Below are 15,550 nucleotides of genomic sequence, written 5' to 3' on the forward strand. Positions count from 1 at the left end.
CGTGCTCTTATTTACTTACGTCCCCGCGCTTTGCCCGTCAATTTGTCATCGTGTTACCTACCGGTCAGTATCTCGGGCTGCCAGTATGAGCGGGTCAGAGCTTGCTCGGAGGAGGACGCACGATGCTCAACCTGTCGATCGCACTGGAGGACAGCGCCAGGGAGGCCCCCGACCGCACCGCACTGGTCTTCGGTGACCTGCGGCTGCCGTACTCCCTGGTCAACACCATCGCGAACCAGGTTGCCAACCTACTGGTCTCCCGCGGGATCGGTAAGGGCGACAAGGTGGCGCTGGCCTGCCCCAACCTGCCCTACTTCCCGTTCGTCTACTACGGGATCCTCAAGACGGGCGCCACGGTCGTACCGCTCAACGTGCTGCTGCAGTCCAGAGAGATCGCCTACCACCTGGAGGACTCGCACGCCAAGGCGCTGTTCTGCTTCGAGGGCACCCCCGAGCTGCCGCTGGGCGAGCGGGGCAGGGCGGGCTTCGAGGGTTCCTCGGCCGAACACCTCTTCGTCCTGCCCGCCGCCGCGTTCGCCACCGAGTCCGAGTACGGGGAGACGTTGTGGGCCGCGCTGGAGGGTGTCTCCGGCGAGTTCGAGACCGTGCAGACCTCGCCCGACGACACCGCGGTGATCCTGTACACCAGCGGCACCACGGGCCAGCCCAAGGGCGCGGAGCTCAGCCACCAGAACATGCTGCTCAACGCCATGGTCTCCGACGGGATGTTCCCCCGCACCGAGGGCGGCGACGCCTACCTGGCGGTGCTGCCGCTGTTCCACTCCTTCGGGCAGACCGTCGTCATGAACGCCGGGTTCCTGCGCCGGGCGACCGTCGTGCTCGTGCCGCGCTTCGAGCCGGGACCGGCCCTGGAGCTGATGCGCGCCGAGAACATCACGCTGTTCGCGGGCGTGCCGACCATGTACTGGGCCATGCTGACGAAGATCCACGCCGACGGCGACGAGGTGCCCACCTCGCTGCGGATCGCGGCCGCCGGTGGCGCCTCCTCCCCCGTCGAGGTGCTCAAGGACTTCGAGAAGACCTTCGGGGTCGGCATCCTGGAGGGGTACGGCCTGTCGGAGACCTCCCCGGTGGCCAGCTTCAACCAGCTCGGCAAACCCACCAAGCCCGGCACGATCGGCACGCCGATCTGGGGCGTGGAGATGAAGCTGATCGACGGCGACTGGAAGACGATCGAGGGCGAGGGGCCCGGCGAGATCGCGATCCGCGGCCACAACATCATGAAGGGCTACTACAACCGGCCCGAGGCGACCGCCGAGGTCATGCGGGACGGCTGGTTCCGCACCGGTGACATCGCCACCCGCGACGCCGACGGCTACTACTCCATCATCGACCGGGCCAAGGACATGATCATCCGGGGTGGCTTCAACGTCTACCCGCGCGAGCTCGAAGAGGTCCTGATCACCCATCCCGACGTCTCCCTCGCGGCGGTGGTCGGGGTCGCCCACGACTCGCACGGCGAGGAGGTCAAGGCGTACATCATCCGCACCCCCGGCGCGACGATCACCGAGGAGGAGCTCATCGCCTGGGGCAAGGAGAACATGGCGGGGTACAAGTACCCGCGGATCATCGAGTTCCGCGACGCGCTGCCGATGACCGCGACCGGGAAGATCCTCAAGCGCGAGCTGCGCTGACGGCGGGACCCGGCCGGGCGGCGTCCGCCCACTCCTTCCGGCCGGGACACACTCCGCACGCGGGACGCCGCACGCGGGACCGCCCAATAGGGCGATCCCGCCGGGCGGCGTCCCTCACATGCCGGGACGCACCCGGCACACCGGACGCCGTACGCGAGAGACCGCCCAACGCGGCGATTCCCCGTGTACCGGGACACGGCCGACACGCGGGACGCCGTGCGCGGGAGGCCGGCCCCTCGGACAGGCCCGGCGCGGACAGCGCGACGCGCGTACGCGCGGGCGGGCGGGCGGGCGGTGGCGCGCGCGCACGCGGGTGGCGCGTGCGCGCGCAGGTGGCGGCGCGCGCACGTGCGGGTGACGGCGCACACGGGTGACAGCGCGCACGGGTGACAGCGAACCCCATGCGACGACCCGGGGAGCACCGCGCCTGGCCCGCCGCGCGGCCCCCGTCAGGGTGTCGATGACGACATGTTCCAATGTGCCGGCCGTGGAGTACACCGGCCCGGCGGCGCGGGGCCGGCGGAGAGCCCGCGAGGTCGGCCCCCTCGCCGGGGCTGCGGAAGGTGGTCGTTCGAAGCCGCGCCGTCACCGGGTTCGAGCGGTTCTCGATCCAAGCTCGAGCCGTCCTTGCCAATCTCGACCGTACGGCGGGGCCCACCGAGGCCACACGGGGAAACGCTGAGGAGCACCGCCGAGGACGATCGAGCAGGGAACGGAGATCCCGTCCCCGTTCGAGACCCCTTCACTGTTCGAGCCGCCGCCGCAGTTAGCTCACCTGCCGGTTTCGGCTCCACCTCAGGATCGGGGAGAAGGCCACTCCCCGACGGGCGGCACCGGTCTCGCCGGCTGCCGACCCTTCCTCAGTGACCAGGACACCATGCTCCAGCGTGTGGGAAGAAACGTGGAAGCTCATCCGCGTTTCGTGACAAAACCACATGCTCTGGACGAAAAAACGGGGCGGTTCCCATCGGCGTTCCGCTCATCCGCCCTGTCAGGGGCTGACCTTTCTTAGCGAAAGCGCGGGGTAATCTCATGTCAAACAGGCCAGTTTTTCTGCTACCCGGACAAGGCGGATATACAGCCGGGCTCTCGGCACGCGTGCTGCGCGAATTCGACGGCGCGGACGAGGTCTTCCGCATCGTCGGCGAGGTCGCGGCGCAGGACGCCGGGGTGTCGATCGAGCACCTGCTCACCGACGAGACGCAGGACGCCTCCGCTCTGGCAGGCACGGCCCCCGAGGCCTTGCAGTTCCTGATCTACGCCGCGTCCGTCGCCGTGGCACGGGCGCTTCGCAAGATCGGCATCGTGCCGGCCGCCTTCGCCGGGCACAGCTTCGGCGAGATCAGCGCCCTGGCCGCGGCCGAGGCGTGTTCGATCGAGGACGGAGCCAGGATCGTCGCCCGTCGCGTCCAGGCGCTGGCGGCCGTGCGCGGGGCGGGCGGCCACATGCTCGCCGCCGCGTTGGACCGCGCCAGGGCGCAGGCGCTGCTCGCCTACCTGGACGTGCCCGACGTGACCCTGGCGGGGCGCAACGAGACCCAGCAGGTCGTGTTCTCCGGTTCCGACGCCTCGATGGGCAAGGTCCGCGCGGCGGTGCAGGCGGCCGACGTGACGGCGGTACGGCTGGCTTCGCCGTATCCCTTCCACAGCTCGATCCTGGAACCGGCCGTGGCCCCGTTCCGTGAGGCGATCGGCTCGGTCGCGTGGGCGCGGCCCTCCGCACCCGTCTACTCGGCGGTGCTCGGCCGCGTCTACTCCGACGAGGACGACATGGCCGCCGCGCTGGCCGGCCACCTGACGGCGCCGTTCGACTTCCTGTCCACGCTGGAGGCCCTGCGCGCGGACGGGCTGAACGTCTTCATCGAGTGCGGCGGCGGCGGGGCCCTCACCGGGATCGTCAAGCGCGTGCTCGCCGCGGACTCGGGCTGGACCGCGCACGCCACGGACTCGGCGGTCAAGTCGTGGACGCCGCCGGACCGGATCTTCTCCCTGGTCTCAGGGGCGGACGAGGGGCTGCGCGGGCAGTTGCGGTCCCTGCTCAACCCGGTGCCGCCGCAGGCGGAGTTCGACCGCTACTGGGCGGCGGAGAGCTTCACCGTGATGGAGGCGATCCAGCGCTCCTACGAGCGCTTCTGCGAGTCGTCCGCACAGCCGGTGGCGACCGCACCGGCGCCGACCACCGTATCGACGCTGACGACCGTGTCGACGCTGACGGCCGTACCGGCGCCGCCCGCCCCGGTTGCCGAGGCGCGGACTCCCGTGGACAGGGAGGAGGTCCTGCGCGAGCTCGTCGAGCTGTACTGCGAGGCGCTGGAGTACCCGGCCGAGGTGTTCGCCGAGGACATCGAGCTGGAGGCGGAGCTGGGCGTGGACTCGGTCAAGCAGACCGACCTGCTGGGCCGGGTGGCCAGGAAGTACGGCCTGCCGACCGAGCTGGCCGAATCCCGTACCGCAGGGCTGCGCACACTGGGCGACATCGTCGACGTGGTGACTGCCGGCCTCGCGATGGCGAAGTCCTGAGGGGCCCGGTCGAGATGCGCAGATTCGCGGGAAAGATCGCGTTGGTCACAGGCGGTGCCAGAGGAATCGGCCGGGTCATCAGTACGCGGCTGGCCGAAGAGGGCGCCCGGGTCGTGATCAACTGTTTGCACTCCTACGACGACGCCAAGGAGCTGCGCGCCGAGCTGACCGCCAGAGGGCTCGCCGCGGACGTCATTCGCGCGTCCGTGGCCAGGCCGGCGCAGCTCGACCGGATGTTCGCCGAGATCGAGAGCGGCTTCGGCGGACTGGACATCCTGGTGAACAACGCCGCGGACGGTGCTTTCGCCTCGGCCCTGGAGACGCGGGAGGAGCAGCTCGACCGGGCGCTCGACACGAATTTCAAGGGCGCGCTGTGGTGCGCCCAGCGTGCCCACCCCCTCCTGGTCAGGCGCGGGGGCGGTGCCGTGGTCAACCTGTCCTCCATCGGCGCGGGCACCGTCGTGGGCAACTACCTGCCGGTCGGCACGGCCAAGGCGGCGCTGGAGTCGCTGACCCGCTACCTGGCCGCCGAGTGGGCGCCCGACGGCATCCGGGTCAACGCCGCCTCGGGCGGGCTGATCGAAGGCCGCGTGGCCGGGCTGTTCCCCGACGCCGAGGCCGTCCGCGAGCTCTCCGTGCGCAACACCCCGCTCGGCCGGCTGGGCAAGGAGGAGGAGCTGGCCGACCTGGTGCTGTTCCTCCTGTCCGACGCGGCGCGCTGGGTGACGGGGCAGACGGTCGTCGCCGACGGCGGACTGTCCCTGGGCGGCGCCCTGCTCACCGTACGGAAGCCGGAAGCCGCACTGAAGCCGGAAGCCGTACGGGAACCGGAAGCCGCACAGGAACCGGAAGCCGCACGGGAACCGGAAGCAGTGCAGCAACCGGAAGCAGTGCGGACGGCAAGCGTCGTGGAGCCGGTCGCCGTGCCCGCACCCCCGTCGGGTGACCTTCCCCATGCGGTGGCGGTGGTGGGCACGGGACTGGTGGTCCCGGGGGCCTCCAACGTCGAGGAGTTCTGGCAGGCCTGCCTGGACGGCCCCGAGCTGCTGGACAGCATCAGGTCCGACCGTTTCCACATCGAGAACTTCTACTCGCCCGACAGGTCGGCGGCGGACAAGACCTATCAGACCAAGTCGGGCTACTGCGACGAGTACCGCCCGCATCCGTGGCTGGCGGAGGAGCTCGGCCCCGACCGGCGCGACGTCGAGTACACCACCCAGTGGTTCAGGCACGCGCTCCACGACGCGATCCGGAACGTGCGCGGCCTGGAGTCCGCGCGGGTGCACTGTGCCATCGGATACACCGCGGACGGCAACCAGCACCTGGAAGAGGCGATCGTCGTCGAAGGGCTGCTGGAGGAGCTCGACGTCGCGGCCGGGCGGGCGGGGTGGTCCCCCGCGCGCCGCGCGGCCCTGCGGGATCAGGCCGGCGCGCTGCTGCGTGAACGCTATCCGCTGTCGCGCGTGCCCTACCGCGAGCTGCTGCCGCACCAGGTGGGCGAGAACGCCGTGCGCGGGCTGTTGCCGCCCGGCACCCCCCTGACCATGGTGGACACCGCGTGCTCGTCCTCCCTCTACGCCCTCGACATGGGCGTCAAGGCGATCATGGAAGGGGCGTGCGACGTCGCCGTCTGCGGCGGCAGCTTCGCGGTGGGCCCGCGCAACGCGGTGCTCTTCGCCAAGCTGCACGGCCTGTCCACGACCGGTCACGTGCGGCCGCTCGACAGCGCGTGCGACGGCGTGATCTTCTCCGACGGCGCCGCCGCGATCACGCTGAAGCGGGCCGACCTGGCCCTGCGCGACGGAGACGAGATCCTCGGCTACATCGGGCCGATCGGGACCTCCTCCGACGGCAAGGGCAAGGCCATCTACGCCCCCAACGTCGTCGGCCAGCGGATGGCCGTCGAACGCGCCCTCGCCCGGCCGGGCGGCGGCCGGCCGGACTGGATCATCGCGCACGCGACGGGCACGCCCGCCGGCGACCTGTGCGAGGTCACCAGCCTCAGGGAGACCCTGGCGGGCGAGGAGAGCGGCGACCTCCGGCTCACCTCCAACAAGTCCCTGGTCGGGCACACGGGATGGGCGGCCGGCGCCGTCTCGATCATCCAGGCGCTGGAGGGGCTCAGGCACGATCGCATCTCCCCGCAGCACCGCTTCGACCAGGCGCCCGAGGAGTACGGCCTGGCCGGGGCCGGCATCGAGATCCCCACGGGAATCCGGCCGTGGCCGCGGCGCGAGGACGGACCGCGTACGGCGTCCGTGTCGGGGTTCGGCTTCGGCGGCACCAACGCGCACGTGATGGTGGCCGACCGGCCCATGCCGCAGCCGGCGCCCGGCGACGACGAGATCGTGATCGTCTCCTGGTCGGCGCACGTGCCGGGGCTGGAGAGCGCCGGAGACGTCCAGCGGTGGCTCACCGGCAGTGGTGAGGAGCCCGCCGCCTCGTTCGGCCCCACCTACGACGCCTCCAAGCTCAAACTCCGCATGCCACCCAAGACGGTCAGGACGCTCGACCGCTGCCAGCTCATGATGCTCCGCTGTGCCGAAGACGTCCGCACGGAGCTCGGTGAGGTGTGGAACGCCCACCGGCGGACCATCGGCACCTTCATCGGGCACATGGGCCCCACCCGTCACGCCGTCGAGTACGGCAAACGCTGCCACGTGGACAACGCGCTGGAGGCACTCGCGACGCTCGGCCTGGACGAGGAGCTGATCCGGGAGTTCAGGCAGGCCGTCGGCTCCAACGTGCCCGCGTCCAACGAGGACTCCTTCCCCGGCATCATGCCCAACGTCATCTCGGCCAGGGTCTCCAACCACTACGACCTCAACGGGCCCAACATGGTGCTGGACCTGGGTCACGGCTCGGTCCTGAGCGCCTTCGACGTGGCGGCGCGCTATCTCCGCGCGGGCGACGTGGACCTGGCCCTGGTCGGCGGCGTCAACGGCAACACCACCACGGCCATGGCCAAGGTGGTGCGCGACCTGGCCGGTGAGGCGGGGCGTACGGACCCGGCCGAGGGCGCGGTGCTGTTCGCCGTGGCGCGGCGGAGCACCGCGGAGCTGCACGGCCTGCCCGTGCTCGCGTCGGTCGGCCCCGTGACCTACCGCGCCGCCGCGGCCGCCTCGGCGGCCGAGCCCGCCCGCCCCGGGCGCGACCGCGTGACCTGCGGCCCGCACGGCGACGACGACGCGGGCCGCTACCTGGGGGCGGAGGCGGGCTTCGCCGTGCTCCGCGCCCTGTGCCGCGGGACGCGCGACGTCGAGATCGCGGCGGCCGACACCCATGAGGGCCCGATCGTCTCGCTGGGCCTGCGTACCCACGGCACCCCGGCCCCGTCGTCGGACCTGCTTCTGGACAGGTACGTGGCGCGGTGGCAGCCGGCCGTGAACGACGGTGTCAGGCCCGCGGCGGCGACGACCCCGGCCGACGCCGTGATCGTGACCGCCACCCCGGAGTCGCTGGGCGACCTCGGCACCAGGCCGGACGATCCGCTCGTGCTGTCGGTCGTGCCGACCGGCGGGGTCAGGCGGCGCTGGCTCGCCGACCTGTCGCCGCACGCGGTACGCGCGGCGCTCGGGGACGCGGCGGTGAGCCAGGTCCGGGTCTTCACCGACCTCGGCGCGCTCGCACCGGCGCACGGGGCGCTCGACGGCGACCCCGACGTCGTCTTCCGCCTCCAGGACGCCGTCTTCCTCGTGCTCCAGACGTGCGAGAGCGCCATACGCGAACGGCAGGGCACCGTGCTCGGCCTGTTCACCGGCGCCGAGGACAGCGGCGTGCTCCACCCCTACTCGGGCCTGTTCACCGGCCTGCTGAAGAGCGTCGCGCTGGAGTTGCGCCCCTGGCTGGTCGCCGGGGTGTTCACCGACACCCGCGACTTCGCCACCGGCCTGGAGGAGCTGCGCCAGGAGAGCCGCGCCACCCAGTTCCTCCCCGTCGCACGCTACCGCGACGGCGTCAGGCACGTCCTGATGGCCGAGGTGGAGCCGGTCGTGCCGGGCACGGACGACGGGCTGGGCGCCGACAGCGTCTTGGTGGCGGTCGGCGGCGCCCGCGGCATCACTCCCGAGCTGCTCAAGGAGCTGGCGCGGCGGCACCGGCCGACCGTGTACGCGATCGGCTCGCAGCCGCTGGAGGACCTGCGGCGGGAGCTGGAGGCGTCCGGCGGCCCCGAGGCCCTGCGTGACAAGGCGGCCTTCATCCGCGCGGTCATGTCCACGCGGGACGGGAAGTCGGCCAAGGACGCCATCGCCGCCCACGAAAGGCTCTCGCGGGCCGCGGAGTCGCTGGCCAACCTGGCGGAGATCGAACGGTGGTGCGGTCAGGGCCGCGTGCACTACCGCCGGGCCGACGTCACCGACCTCGGCGCGTTGCGCGCGGTCATGGACGAGATCCATGCCGCCCACGGGCGCATCGACCTGCTCCTCCACGCCGCGGGCGTCAACCGGGCGGGAGCGCTCGGCACCAAACCGATCGAGCACTTCAGGCAGGTCCGCGACATCAAGGTGGGGGGCTACTTCAACCTGCGCTCGGCGCTCCGCGGCCGGCTCCCCCGCCGCTGGTGCAGCTTCTCGTCGCTGATCGGCCTCACCGGGCAGCTGGGTGAGACCGACTACGCGGCGGCCAACGACTTCCTCGCCTCGGCGGCCACGTACACGTCGGTGACCGGCGAGGTGGACGAGCTGTCGATCGGCTGGACGCTGTGGAAGGAGACCGGCATGGCCTCCAGCCCCGTCCACCATTCGTTCTTCGCGGGCGCGCAGGCCGACACGCTCACCCAGATGCCGACCGCCGAAGGCGTGCACCACTTCATGGCCGAGCTCGAAGCGGCCGGCTCCGGCGGCGCGACGTTCCACATGGGGGCCATCGAGCGCGCCGCGGTGGAGCGGATGATGCCCGGCTACTGGCAGCCCAGGACGCCGCCGCGCAGGGGACGGTTCTACGTCGACCAGGCGTCTCCGGGCGCGGCCGGCGAGCTGACGGTGGAGCGGCTGTTCACCGAGCAGCGGGACGGCTACCTGAGCCACCACCTCGTCGCCGGCGCGCCGACCCTGCCCGGCTGCTTCGTGACCGAGCTGATCGCGGAGGCCGCGCTGCTCCACACGCCGGGCTGGCGGGTGATCGGTTTCCGCGACATCGTGTTCCACCATTTCCTCAAGCTCGGCGGATCCACCGCGCGCTCGCCCAAGAGGACCAGGGCGAGGCTGGTGCGCCGCGACAGCCGCAGCGCCCTGGTCGAGGTCGAGGTGGTGGGTGACGTGATGTCGCCCGCCGGCACGGTGCTGGTCAAGGACAAGCTGCACTTCCGCGGGAAGGCGCTGCTCGCTCCCGGCTACCCTCCGTCGCCCAGGATCGAGGCGTGGCCCGCCGGGCGCGAGGAGGCGATCGTCGACCCGTACCACGCGAAGCACGCGCCCGTGGCGTTGAGCGGCCCGTTCGTCACCACCACGGCCACCCGCCTGCACGAGTTCGGCAAGCGGGCGCTGTACACGGCACCGGTCGGTCCCGGCAGCGTGTTCGAGGACTTCCTCGTCCCCGTGCTCCTGCTCGACGGGCTGGCCAGGCTCGCGGTGCTCGAGGTGGTCGACGACCACTACGTGCCGCTGGCCGCGCCGACCGCCATCAGGCGCATCGACATCTACCACCCCGACAACGACGTGGACCTGAACGTCCGCGGAGTGCCGATCGAGCTGTCCGTGACACCGCGTGGCCTGCTCTACACCAGCGAGGGCGAGGGCAGCCGGTTCACCGCGACGCTTCCCGACGGCCGGGTCCTGCTGCAGATGAAGGACGTCGCCGGGGTCATGCAGGGCTACGTCGACGTGCGGACCGGCGAGGCCGTGCGGCGGACCGACTTCGACAAGGTGGCCGCTCATGGCTGAGACCATCGCCATCGCACCGGGGCCGACGGCCCGCGGACCGCTGGGCAGCCTGGTGGCCTACCGCCGCGACCCGGCCGAGTTCCTGCTGACCATGCAACGCGACCACGGCGAGGTGGTGCGGCTCAAGCTGGGCCCCTACCTGGTCCACCTGGTGACCGATCCCGACGCCGTACGCCGGGTGCTCATCGACAACCACGCCAACTACCAGCGCGGCAAGCTCTACGACCAGTTCAAGCTCGTGATGGGTGACGGGCTGCTCACCACGGACGGTGAGCGCTGGCGGGCGCACCGGCGGGCCGTCCAGCCCGCCTTCGCCCGCAGGGCGGTCGAGAACGTCGCGCCCTTCGTGGTGGCGGCCGGCGAGGAGATGCTGGCCAGATGGGACGCGGCCGAGCGCGCGGGCGAGCCCGTCGACCTGGTGGGCGACTCCCTGTGGGTGACCCTGGTGACGCTGAGCTCCTCGTTGTTCCGCTACGACATCAGGCCGCACACCGCCCGCCTGCGGCAGGTCGTGGACGACAGCATCGAGGTGATGTTCCCGCACGGGTACCTCAAGGAGATGCTGCCGCGATGGCTGCCCACCAGGCGCAACCGGCTGATCAGGACCAACGGCAGGTTCCTGCACGAGGTGATCCGCCAGGTGCGCGTGGAAGGCGGCGGCGCCGGCACGCTCACGGACCTGGCGGAGGCCGCCCGCGACCCGGTGACCGGCCGGCCCTGGACGGACGACGAGATCAGGGACGAGTTGCTCACCATCTACCTCGCCGGGCACGAGACCACCGCGGCGGCGCTGTGCTGGACGCTGCACTCCATCGCCCAGCATCCCGAGATCGCGCACCGGGTCCGTGCCGAGGTGGACGCGGTCCTGGGCGGGCGCCCGCCGACCGCGGCCGACCTCGACGCCCTCCCCCAGGTCGGCATGGTGGTCCAGGAGGCGTTGCGGCTGTATCCCCCGATCTGGCTCTACCCGCGCGACGCCGTGGAGGACGACGAGCTGGCCGGGTACCACATTCCCGCGGGTTCCTCGATCCTGCTGTCGCCGTTCGTGTCCCATCGCAATCCGCGGGTCTGGGACAGCCCCGAGGCGTTCGCCCCGGAGCGGTTCGCTCCCGCCGCACAGGCGGCCAGGCCGCGGGTGTCCTACTTCCCGTTCGGCGGCGGCCCGCGGCAGTGCGTCGGCAACATGATGGCGCTGCTCGAACTCCGGCTGCTGGTCGCCATGGTCGTCCAGCGCTACCGGTTCGAGCTCGTGCCCGGCGCGTTCGTGCGCTACGGCGACTCCACGATCTCGATGCGCCCCAGCGGCGGCATGCTGCTCCGTTTGCACCGGCACAACGCCGGAGAGGAGTGAATCGATGGAGACGTCTCTTCTCAGGCACACCCTGCGCCTGGTGAAACTGCCGCCGCTCCCCGATCCCGGCCCCGACCCGCTCGCCGGCTGCTCCGTGCTGGTGTTCAACGGGGTCCCCCGCGCACGGCACAGGGTCGCCGAAGCCGTCAAGGCGGCGGGCGGCGCCGTGTGGGTGTGGGACGGCGACCCGGAGGCGCTCGACGGCGAACCCTGCCCTGACGCGATCGTGGACCTCGGCCCGCCGTGCGCGATGTCGGCCGTGTCGGCGGACGCCTGGCGTGCGCCGATGAGCAGGACCGTCGAGGTGTTGCGCCACGTCTACCCGGTCTGGGGGGCGGAGACGCGGATGGGCAGGCTGCGCTACCTCGCCGTCACCGGCATGGGCGGCTCGATGGGGATGCGCTCCTGGTCCGCCGCCCAGCCGCTCGGCGGGCTGTGGGCGGGACTGACCAAGACCCTGCCCCGCGAGTTCCCCGCCAGCCACCCCCGCGTCCTGGACCTGGATCCCAGGGACCTCGACCGGCTCGGTCCCGCCGTCGTCGCCGAGCTGTGCGCGGACCCGCTGCTGGAGGTCGGCAGGGTCGGGGACGAGCGGGTGACCCTGATGGCGCGGGAGGCGCCGGTCGACGGCGCCACCGTCGACCTCGGCCCCTCCGACACGCTGCTGTTCACCGGCGGCGCCCGGGGCATCGGGTTCGAGATCGCCCTGGAGATGGCGGTCGCGTACGGCTGCACCGTCGTCGTCACGGGCCGCGACGAGCTCCCCGAGCCTGGCAACGTCTGGCTGTCGGCCGGGGAGAAGGAGCTGGAGGCCAGGGAACGTGACCTGTACGCCCGGCGCGGAGACAAGCCGGTCAAGCAGGTCCGGCGCGAGATCCGGCGCATGCGCCAGGCCAGGGAGGTGTGGCGCAACCTGTGCAGGGCCGGGGAGGCGGGCGCGCGCGTGAGCTACCGCGTCTGCGACGTCACGAGACGGGACGACGTGGCGCGGCTGCTGGCCGAGCTCGGCGACGGCCTGTCGGTGGTCGTGCACAACGCCGGCGTGGACAATCCCGCCCGGCTGGCGCGCAAGACCACCGAGGACTTCCTCGGCGTCATCTCCGTCAAGATCGACGGCTTGTTCAACCTCCTGGACGGGCTCGGCGAACGGCCTCTGAAGATGCTCTGCCTCGTCGGCTCGCAGACCGGCCGCTACGGCGGCATGCCGGGGCAGTTCGACTACGCCGCGGCCAACGACGGCCTGGCCAGGATGGGAGCCTGGCTGGGACACCGCCTGTCGTACCCGGTGAAGACGATCGCCTGGCCGACCTGGGAGAGTCTGGGGCTCATCACGAACCTCGGCGCCGCCTCGCGCTACATGCGCCCCATCCCGGTCCGGGACGGGGTGCGCGCGTGGCGTGCGGAGCTGACCAGGGGCGGCAGCGGCGAGATCGGATACATGGGAGAGATCGGCGAGGTGGCGCCGCAGTACCTCAACGGGATCTCGGTGCCGCCTGGCTGGTCCGGCCGCGCGGGCATGCTGACCAAACGTTTCCTCCTGGGCGACGTGACCGTGTACGCGCCGGGGCGCGAGCTGGAGTCCGTTCATCTCCTGCACGCGGACTGGGCGACCTGCCTGAGCGAGACCCGGGTCGACGGCGGCCTCGCGGTTCCGGTCTCGCTCCTGCTCGAATACATGTACTCGGCCGCCTGGTGGCTCGCTCCCCATGGTGACGACGCTCCGCCGCGCCGCGGTCTTCGTGCCGTCACGGTCCGCCCTCGCGCGGCGCGCCTGGCCAATGCCGAGGCGCTGCTGGTCAGAAAGGCCAGGGCGGGATGGCGGCAGACCGCTCAGGGTACCGCCGAGTGGGTCATCGACGTCCGGATCTTCCACGGCCGCGAGTGCGCGGCGCAGGGGGAGATCGTTCACGCCGACGGCGCGCTCGTCACGAGCGGCGTGCCCCGCACCTCGCGGCCGGCCGCCGAGGGACCGCCGGTCGCCGGGCGTGCCGGATATCGCTGGGAACCCGCCTGGTGCACCGGCGACCTGTGGGAGCACACCGCGGACGGCTGGACGACGCGGGTGGCCCCGATCCGCGCCACCGACCTGTTCACCCTGCGGGACGCGCCCGTGCCGGAGCTGCCGTCGGCTCACCTGGAGTCGATCGTCCGCTTCTCGCCGGGAGCGCCCCGTGACGTGTGGGGCTTCGAGCACGCCTCCTTCGCCGAAGCACCCGAGGCGGCTCTCTCGGCGTCCGCCGTTGTCTTCCGCCCCGGTCTGCGACAGGCTGCGGTCCTGACGGCGGACGGCGACGAGGTGGCCGTCCTGCACGGACCCCGATGGAGCACAGAGGAGAGGGAACCATGACCTTGACAGACACCCACTCGCGATCGCGTTCCCGCCGCGCCCTCCAAGTGGTCGTCGCCGTGCTGGCGCTGGTGCCCATCGCCACCGGCCTGATGGACATCGTGGCCGGTGCGGCGGTGTTGCCCGGCAATCCGCCCGTGACGCCCGAGCTGGACAGCAACTACCGGTTCTTCGCCACGATCTGGTTCGGCGCCGGCCTGGTCCTCGCCTGGATCGTGCCCCGCGTGGAACGCGCGACGACACCGCTGCGCGCCGTGTGCGGCGTGGTCTTCCTCGGCGGTCTGGCCAGGTGCCTGTCGATCGTGCTGCAGGGGATGCCCGCGCCGATGTTCGTCGCCTTCACCGTGCTGGAACTGGTGGCGCCGCCGATCCTGATCCTCTGGCAGAGCAGGATCAGAACGGATGTATGACGCGATCGTCGTCGGTGCGCGCTGCGCGGGCGCCCCCACCGCGATGCTGCTGGCCCGCGCCGGCCACCGGGTCCTGCTCGTGGACCGGGCGACCTTCCCCAGCGACAAACCGATGTCGACCCACCTGGTGCATCCACCCGCCATCCTGCGGCTGCGCGAGTGGGGGCTGCTGGACAAGGTCGTGGCCAGCGGCTGCCCGCCCATCCACGACTACGGCTTCGCCGAGGGGCCGCTCGACTTCATGGCCCCGCTGCCGCCGATCGAGGATGTCGGGGTCGCCTACGCCCCGCGGCGTCACGTGCTCGACCCCATCCTGCTCCAGGGCGCGCTGGAGGCGGGCGTCGAGTTCGCCGAAGGCGTGTCGGTCCGCGAACTGGTGTGGGACGACGACCGGGTCGCCGGGGTGCGGATCCGTGACGCGCGGGGCACCGGCGAGCTGCGCTCGAAGATCGTCGTCGGCGCCGACGGCACCAACTCCCTGGTCGCGCGGTCGGTGGGCGCCCCGGACTACCGCGCCCGCGCCCCGCTGACCCAGGGCCTGTGGACGTACTGGAGCGGCCTGCCCGTGCCCAACGTGCCCACCTTCAGGGCGAACGGGGTGTACGTGTTCGCCTGGCCGACCAACGACGGCCAGACACTCGTCGGCGTCGCGTGGCGCGCCGGGGAGTTCCCGCCGCAGGAGCCGGAGGAGGCGTACTTCACCGCTCTGCACGCCGTCGCGCCCGCCTTCGCCGAGCAGGTGCGCGCCGCCGAGCGCGCGGAGCGCTGGATACGCGGCTCCATCCCGAACTTCTTCCGCAAGCCGTACGGGCCCGGCTGGGCGCTGGTGGGTGACTCGTCCTACAGCAAGGACCCGTGCACCGCGCAGGGCATCACCGATGCCCTGCGCGACTCGCAGTCGCTCGCGTCGGCCATCGACGAGGGCCTGTCGGGGCGGCGGCGAATGGCGGAGGCCCTGGCCGGCCACCAACGCGGGCGGGACGCCCACGCGATCCCCTACTACGAGTACACCTGCGACTTCGCCACGCTCGACCCCTACCCGCCCGAGGTGCTCGAGCTGCTGCGCCTGGCCGCGGAACGGGACGTCTCCGTGGCCAGCGGCCTCGTCGGGATGTTCGCGCAGACCGTCTCGCCGGCCGATTTCTTCTCCAGCGCCGGCATGAGGAACCTGTTCAGCACGCTGGGCCGTCCGCGTCACCTGAGCATGAAGATGCGCCTGGTCCAGTCCCTGCTCGTGGGGCCCGGCGGCCGCAGCCGGACACTGGGCCACCTCGCGGAGCGGCTCATCGCCCCCAAGCTCGGCGCGATGCGGCAGTTCCTGCACCCCGCCCCCGGCCCGGCCCTCCAGCTCGCCGATCCGCCCCTCCGACCGCCTTCCTGAGGAG

At 71.9% G+C, this 15,550-nt stretch carries 7 protein-coding genes; all 7 read left to right on the forward strand.

Going from position 1 to position 15,550, the window contains the following annotated elements; genetic code table 11:
* Positions 1-122: 122 nt before the first annotated feature.
* Positions 123-1,655, forward strand: coding sequence for a long-chain-fatty-acid--CoA ligase (locus AC5L38_RS26105; protein ID WP_495245448.1), 1,533 nt, complete (start codon positions 123-125; stop codon positions 1,653-1,655).
* Between the two features lie 1,032 nt (positions 1,656-2,687).
* Complete coding sequence (locus AC5L38_RS26110) at positions 2,688-4,175, forward strand: acyltransferase domain-containing protein (protein WP_495245449.1); 1,488 nt, start codon at positions 2,688-2,690, stop codon at positions 4,173-4,175.
* A gap of 14 nt (positions 4,176-4,189) precedes the next feature.
* The gene (locus AC5L38_RS26115) at positions 4,190-10,057 is read left to right on the forward strand and encodes an SDR family oxidoreductase (protein ID WP_495245450.1); all 5,868 of its coding nucleotides are present in this window, start codon (positions 4,190-4,192) and stop codon (positions 10,055-10,057) included.
* Positions 10,050-11,408: a cytochrome P450 gene (locus tag AC5L38_RS26120; protein ID WP_495245451.1), complete on the forward strand. Its 1,359-nt coding sequence runs from the start codon at positions 10,050-10,052 to the stop codon at positions 11,406-11,408. Before AC5L38_RS26115 ends, AC5L38_RS26120 begins: the two co-directional genes overlap by 8 nt.
* Before the next feature lie 4 nt (positions 11,409-11,412).
* Positions 11,413-13,755, forward strand: a complete 2,343-nt coding sequence (locus AC5L38_RS26125) for a KR domain-containing protein (RefSeq protein WP_495245452.1) — start codon at positions 11,413-11,415, stop codon at positions 13,753-13,755.
* On the forward strand, positions 13,752-14,165 hold the full coding sequence (locus tag AC5L38_RS26130) for a DUF4345 domain-containing protein (RefSeq protein WP_495245453.1): 414 nt from the start codon (positions 13,752-13,754) through the stop codon (positions 14,163-14,165). The genes AC5L38_RS26125 and AC5L38_RS26130 overlap by 4 nt, the downstream gene beginning before the upstream one ends.
* Positions 14,158-15,546 carry an NAD(P)/FAD-dependent oxidoreductase gene (locus tag AC5L38_RS26135; RefSeq protein WP_495245454.1) on the forward strand — a complete coding sequence of 463 codons (1,389 nt, stop codon included), beginning with the start codon at positions 14,158-14,160 and terminating at the stop codon, positions 15,544-15,546. Before AC5L38_RS26130 ends, AC5L38_RS26135 begins: the two co-directional genes overlap by 8 nt.
* Positions 15,547-15,550: the final 4 nt, after the last annotated feature.

The organism is Streptosporangium nanhuense, assembly GCF_059358815.1.

What these genes read in the sequence shown, in the direction of transcription:
- AC5L38_RS26120 (WP_495245451.1), top strand. Translation starts at nt 10,050, where the DNA reads ATGGCTGAGACCATCGCCATCGCACCGGGGCCGACGGCCCGCGGACCG.
- AC5L38_RS26130 (WP_495245453.1), top strand. Translation starts at nt 13,752, where the DNA reads ATGACCTTGACAGACACCCACTCGCGATCGCGTTCCCGCCGCGCCCTC.
- AC5L38_RS26135 (WP_495245454.1), top strand. Translation starts at nt 14,158, where the DNA reads ATGTATGACGCGATCGTCGTCGGTGCGCGCTGCGCGGGCGCCCCCACC.
- AC5L38_RS26115 (WP_495245450.1), top strand. Translation starts at nt 4,190, where the DNA reads ATGCGCAGATTCGCGGGAAAGATCGCGTTGGTCACAGGCGGTGCCAGA.
- AC5L38_RS26125 (WP_495245452.1), top strand. Translation starts at nt 11,413, where the DNA reads ATGGAGACGTCTCTTCTCAGGCACACCCTGCGCCTGGTGAAACTGCCG.
- AC5L38_RS26105 (WP_495245448.1), top strand. Translation starts at nt 123, where the DNA reads ATGCTCAACCTGTCGATCGCACTGGAGGACAGCGCCAGGGAGGCCCCC.
- AC5L38_RS26110 (WP_495245449.1), top strand. Translation starts at nt 2,688, where the DNA reads ATGTCAAACAGGCCAGTTTTTCTGCTACCCGGACAAGGCGGATATACA.